This window comes from Eubacterium sp. CAG:161 (assembly GCF_000432355.1).
Lineage (GTDB): Bacteria > Bacillota > Clostridia > Lachnospirales > Lachnospiraceae > Eubacterium_G > Eubacterium_G segne.
In genome coordinates this window covers 138,729-144,648 of sequence record NZ_HF991872.1, presented here as the reverse complement: position 1 = coordinate 144,648, position 5,920 = coordinate 138,729, and the positions used below count along the sequence as shown (strand labels likewise).

General features: G+C 36.5%; 6 protein-coding genes. All 6 read left to right on the top strand.

All coding sequences use genetic code 11. The features are described from left to right. The coding region (gene priA, locus Q5O30_RS08525) for a primosomal protein N' (protein ID WP_302674662.1) at nucleotides 1-1,156 on the top strand (1,156 nt) is incomplete at its 5' end. Nucleotides 1,157-1,183: 27 nt separating this feature from the next. Continuing rightward, nucleotides 1,184-1,681: a peptide deformylase gene (gene def / locus Q5O30_RS08520; protein WP_021953331.1), complete on the top strand. Its 498-nt coding sequence runs from the start codon at nucleotides 1,184-1,186 to the stop codon at nucleotides 1,679-1,681. Between the two features lie 15 nt (nucleotides 1,682-1,696). Next, nucleotides 1,697-2,623, top strand: coding sequence for a methionyl-tRNA formyltransferase (fmt, locus tag Q5O30_RS08515; RefSeq protein ID WP_021953330.1), 927 nt, complete (start codon nucleotides 1,697-1,699; stop codon nucleotides 2,621-2,623). A 19-nt stretch (nucleotides 2,624-2,642) separates the two neighbouring features. Next, a complete protein-coding gene (locus tag Q5O30_RS08510) occupies nucleotides 2,643-3,350 on the top strand; it encodes a zinc metallopeptidase (protein ID WP_021953329.1) in 708 nt (235 codons plus the stop codon). After that, nucleotides 3,343-4,686, top strand: a complete 1,344-nt coding sequence (gene rsmB / locus Q5O30_RS08505; RefSeq protein WP_021953328.1) for a 16S rRNA (cytosine(967)-C(5))-methyltransferase RsmB — start codon at nucleotides 3,343-3,345, stop codon at nucleotides 4,684-4,686. The genes Q5O30_RS08510 and rsmB overlap by 8 nt, the downstream gene beginning before the upstream one ends. Continuing rightward, a complete protein-coding gene (gene rlmN / locus Q5O30_RS08500; protein WP_021953327.1) occupies nucleotides 4,683-5,735 on the top strand; it encodes a 23S rRNA (adenine(2503)-C(2))-methyltransferase RlmN in 1,053 nt (350 codons plus the stop codon). The genes rsmB and rlmN overlap by 4 nt, the downstream gene beginning before the upstream one ends. Nucleotides 5,736-5,920: the final 185 nt, after the last annotated feature.

The following is a 5,920-nucleotide window of genomic DNA, read 5'->3' as shown; positions in this document are numbered from 1 at the left end:
TACGGGAGCTGCCATTGTTTTAGGTTCAGCCACACCATCTCTTGAGTCATATTACCGGGCAAAAAAAGGCATATATAAGTTTCATAAACTTACATCAAGGGAAAAAGGAAATCTTCCCACAGTTTCCATTGTGGATTTAAGGGAAGAGTTAAAAAATGATAATAAGTCTATATTTAGTGTAAAATTAAGTGAATTAATTAAAGACAGATTACAGAAAAAACAGCAGACAATGCTGTTTATTAACAGAAGAGGATATGCGGGATTTGTATCCTGCAGGGATTGTGGTGAGGCAATTAAATGTCCACACTGTGATGTTACCTTAAAACTTCACACCAATAGAAAATTAGTATGTCATTATTGTGGACACACGGAAATGATGCCGGGATTGTGTCCGGGATGTGGCTCTAAAAATATTGGTGGCTTTGGAATAGGAACCCAGCAGATAGAATTGGCAGTCAAGAAAATGTTCCCCACAGCAAAAGTTCTTAGAATGGATGCAGATACCACATCTAAAAAAGGAAGCCATGACAGAATACTTTCAGCTTTTGCCAATCACGAAGCAGATATACTAGTGGGAACCCAGATGATTGTTAAGGGGCATGATTTCCCTAACGTAACCTTAGTGGGAGTGTTAGCAGCAGATATGTCTTTATATGCATCTGATTATAGGGCAGCAGAGAGAACCTTCCAGCTTTTATGTCAGGCGGCAGGAAGAGCCGGAAGAGGAGTAAGCTTAGGAGATGTGGTTATTCAGACATATTCCCCGGATAATTATAGTATAAAAGCTGCAAGTCATCAGGACTATGAGGAGTTTTATCAGGAGGAAATAGCCTACCGCAAGCTTATGTCATATCCTCCGGTGGCAAATATGATTTCCGTATTTTTACAGGGAAAAGACCAAAGGGAATTAAACATTGCCACGGAATATATTACTGAAATCATAAAGAAGAAAAGAGATGAACATTATAATAAGCTTATGATTATAGGTCCGGCAAAACCACCGGTTTCAAAGGTTAATGATGTTCATAGAAGAATAATATATTTAAAGGGAATAACAAGAAAAGAATTAATAGATTTAAAAGATAGTTTAGAAGATGTAATAAACTGTTCACAAAATTTCAAAAATGTTAATGTACAATTTGATTTTAAAGTATAAATTGACAATTTATTTAAGGAGAAGAAAATGGCAATACGAAATATAAGAGAATTAGGAGAACCATGTCTTAGAAAGGTATGCAAGCCGGTTAAGGAAATGAATTCCCGTACTAAGATATTAATTGAAGATATGTTTGATACCATGTATGAGGCAAATGGTGTAGGCTTAGCGGCACCACAGGTGGGAATTTTAAAGAGAATATTTGTTGTGGACTGTGGAGATGAGGAGGGAAACAGCGTTCCATATGTTTTTATTAATCCTGAAATAATAGACAGAGCTGGTATTCAGGCAGGATATGAAGGATGCTTGAGCGTTCCTGGAAAATCAGGAATGGTTACAAGAGCTAATAATGTAAAGGTAAAAGCCTTAGACGAAAACATGGAAGAATTTGAATTAGAGGCAGAAGGATTGTTAGCCAGATGCATACTTCATGAAAATGATCACTTAGATGGAGTTATGTATGTAGATAAGGTGGAAGGAAAATTATACGACAACGAAGAGTTGTACGAAAATAATGAAGAATAGTCAGGGGGTGAATACATGAAAGTAGTATTTATGGGAACACCGGATTTTTCCGTACCTGCATTAAAGGCTATAGCCGGTAAGCATGATGTAACGGCAGTTGTTACCCAGCAGGACAGACCAAAGGGAAGAGGTCACAAAATGCAGTTTACTCCTGTAAAGGAAACGGCAGTGGAGCTTAATATTCCGGTATATCAGCCACAAAAGGTAAAAGATAAGGAGTTTGTGGAAATTTTAAGAAATCTAAAGCCTGATGTAATTGTGGTAATTGCGTTTGGACAGATTTTGTCGAAAGAAATTCTCGATTTGCCAAAATACGGATGCGTTAATGTGCATGCATCGCTTTTACCTAAGTACCGTGGAGCTGCACCTATACAGTGGGCAGTTATTGATGGTGAAGAGTATTCAGGAGTTACCACAATGTATATGGCAGAAGGTCTTGATACAGGTGACATTATAGATACAAGTGTAGTTAAATTAAGAGATGACGAAACAGGAGGGAGCCTGTTTGATGCCTTGTCTCAAGAAGGGGCAAAGCTTATAATAGAAACTCTTGACAAGTTAGAACAAGGCACAGCAGAAAGAACTAAGCAGGATGATTCCTTATCCACCTATGCGGGAAAAATAACAAAAGAACTGGGAAATATTGATTTTTCAAAGCCTGCAGTGGAAATTGAACGTTTAATAAGAGGGTTAAATCCATGGCCAAGTGCGTATACAACCCTTAATGGAAAAACTCTTAAAATCTGGAAGGCAAAGGTAGAGGAAGGTTCTACAGATAAAGCTCCGGGAGAAATAATGGAAGTTTCAAAAAGGGGCATTAAGGTGGCAACAGGAGAAAATTTCCTGATTTTACAGGAAATACAGCTGGAAGGAAAGAAGAGAATGGAAGTTTCTGCATTTTTAAACGGATATGAAATAAATGCACACCATTTGGGAGATTAATATACTAGGAGGTGTTTTTATGCTATATGGATTTTATTTTGACCCAACATATATTTTGATTATTATAGGTATGGTGATTTGCATGGCAGCTTCAGCACATGTAAACTCAACCTTTAAAAAGTATTCAAGATACAGAAGTAATTCAGGACTTACAGGGGCACAGGCAGCAGCTAAAATATTGGAATCTCAGGGAATATATGATGTACAGATAAGACATGTTTCAGGGGATTTAACAGATAACTATAATCCTTCAAATAAGGTACTTAGTCTGTCAGATGCTACTTATAACAGCACCAGTGTGGCAGCCATAGGTGTGGCAGCTCATGAATGTGGTCATGCAATGCAGCATCAGAAGGGATATACACCTATTGCAGTGAGAAATGCATTGGTTCCTTTTGCAAACTGGGGAGCAAGATTGTCCTGGTTACTTATAATTGCAGGATTAATATTCTTTGGACAGGGAACAGGACAGACAATAATAAATATCGGTATTTTTGCCTTTTCATTGGCAGTAATATTTCAGATAGTAACTCTTCCTGTAGAGTTTAATGCATCAGGAAGAGCCATAAAAGTATTAGAAAGTACAGGCATATTTGGAAGTCAGGAGCTTAAATATACAAGGAAAGTATTAGGTGCGGCAGCCCTTACTTATGTGGCAGCGGCAGCATCATCAATTTTACAGCTCTTAAGACTTATAATACTGTTTGGAGGAAGAAGAGATGACTAAAAATGTCTCATGTAATGTTAATTCAAGAAATGTGGTATTAACAATGCTTGAAAAAACTGAAAATGGTGAAAAAAGTCATATAGTGCTTAAAAATACACTAGACGGGTATAAGGATATTGATAAACAGACAAGAGCATTTATTACCAGATTATTTCAGGGAACATTAGAGAGACAAATTGAACTTGATTATATTATAAACATTTATTCAAAAACACCTGTTAAAAAAATGAAGCCGGTTATAAGAAACATACTTAGACTTTCTGTTTATCAGTTAAAGTATATGAAATCAGTTCCGGTTTCGGCAGTGTGTAATGAAGCGGTAAAGTTAACGGCAAAAAGAAAATTTTCGGGACTTAAGGGCTTTGTAAACGGAGTTCTTAGAAATATTGCAAGAAATATAGAGGATATTAAATATCCTGTTAATGAGGAAAAAAAACTTTCAGTGAATTATTCCATGCCGGAATGGATAATTAAATTATGGACACAGGAATATGGCATTAATAAAACAAAGGAAATGCTTACCTCCATATATTCTGACAGAAGAACCACAGTAAGGGTAAACACCGGCAGGGCTACAGTGGAAGAAGTAATAAGCATCTTAGAAAACAGTGGTGTTAAGGTGGAAAAAAGCCCACTATATGACAAGGCATTATTAATTTGGGATTACGATAATTTAAACAGCTTAGAGGCTTTTTCAAAGGGAATGATTACAGTTCAGGATTTAAGCTCCATGATGGCGGGACTTAGTGCCAATCCTAAAAAAGGTGATTACATTATAGATGTATGCGCAGCTCCCGGTGGAAAAACCATGCATATGGCTGATATTATTGGGCAGACAGGAATGGTTGACTCAAGGGATTTAACACCATATAAAATCAGCCTGATAAATGAAAATGTATCACGGATGGGTTATAAAAATATTAAAACAACCGTGATGGATGCAACAGTCTTAGATGAAAAATCCATAGAAGCTGCTGATGTGGTAATGGCGGATTTGCCCTGCTCAGGTCTTGGAGTTATGGGAAAGAAAAATGACATAAAATACAATGTGTCATTAGCACAAATAAAGGAACTTGTTAAATTACAGAGACAGATTTTGCAGGTGTCATGTAAATATTTAAAAAAAGGCGGGACACTGGTTTTTTCGACCTGTACCGTTAATAAATATGAAAATGATGAAAATGTAAGGTGGATAACGGAAAATCTCCCCCTTACCCCGGTTTCTCTTGCAGGCATTTTACCAAAGCAACTGGGCGGAGATAAGGGTTATGTACAAATTTATCCGGGAGAATATGGTATGGATGGTTTTTTCGTATCAGCATTTAAGAAAATATGAGTGAATTAAAAGATATTAAGTCATATAATTTAAAAGAATTAAAAGAAGAATTAACGAAAATGGGTGAAAAGCCCTTTCGGGCAGGTCAGATATACAGATGGCTTCACGTGGAAACCGTAAGAAGCTTTGATGAAATGACTAATATTTCCAAAAGCTTAAGGGAGAAGTTAAGCAGGGAATATGAAATAAGAAATGTAAATCAGATACAGGTTTTGGTTTCAAAAATTGACGGCACAAGAAAATACATATCAGAAATAAAAGGCGGTTCTGTTATTGAAAGTGTTCTGATGCGTTATCATCACGGCAATTCAGTATGTATATCTACCCAGTCAGGATGCCGTATGGGATGTAAGTTTTGTGCTTCAACCCTTAAGGGATTAGACAGAAACCTGACTCCGTCAGAGATGCTTGATGAAATTTATTCCATTGAAAGAGACATAAATGAAAAGGTATCCAACATTGTTTTAATGGGCAGTGGTGAGCCTTTGGATAATTTTGATAATGTAACAAAATTTATTGAAATGATTACAGACGAAAACGGAAAGAATTTAAGTCAGAGAAACATAACTCTTTCAACCTGTGGAATAGTGCCTAACATAAAACGTTTAGCAGATATGCATCCGCAGATTACATTGGCACTTTCCCTTCATGCATCAGATGATGAAACAAGAAAGAAGTTAATGCCTATAGCATACAAATATTCAATAAATGAAATTTTAGATGCCTGCGTTTATTACTTTAACAAAACTAAAAGAAGAATTACTTTTGAGTATAGTTTAGTTGCAGGAGTAAATGACAATACGGATGAAGCCCTTAAACTGGTAGGTCTTGTTAAGGGAATAAACTGCCACGTTAATCTTATTCCTGTAAATCCCATTAAAGAGAGGAAAATGACCCAGCCGGATAAAGCTGCGGTACAACATTTTAAATCAATACTTGAAAAAAATAAGATAAATGTTACTATAAGAAGAGAAATGGGCAGAGACATTAACGGAGCGTGCGGACAGCTTAGAAATGAGGTTATGTCCGGAAAAATATTAAAGGATTAGAAGGGAGGAAAATCATTGGCAGATATTAAAATTAATGCATTTGGAAAAACTGATGTAGGTTTAATGAGAACTATTAATCAGGATAGTATTTTTGTATCTACACAACCAATAGGAAAGCTCCCTAACCTTTTTATTGTTGCAGATGGTATGGGAGGTCATAAGGCAGGAGACGTGGCTTCAAGGGA

Bases quoted from the DNA above. Each gene is read 5' to 3' on its own strand.
- def (WP_021953331.1), top strand. From the start codon at position 1,184: ATGGCAATACGAAATATAAGAGAATTAGGAGAACCATGTCTTAGAAAG.
- fmt (WP_021953330.1), top strand. From the start codon at position 1,697: ATGAAAGTAGTATTTATGGGAACACCGGATTTTTCCGTACCTGCATTA.
- Q5O30_RS08510 (WP_021953329.1), top strand. From the start codon at position 2,643: ATGCTATATGGATTTTATTTTGACCCAACATATATTTTGATTATTATA.
- rsmB (WP_021953328.1), top strand. From the start codon at position 3,343: ATGACTAAAAATGTCTCATGTAATGTTAATTCAAGAAATGTGGTATTA.
- rlmN (WP_021953327.1), top strand. From the start codon at position 4,683: ATGAGTGAATTAAAAGATATTAAGTCATATAATTTAAAAGAATTAAAA.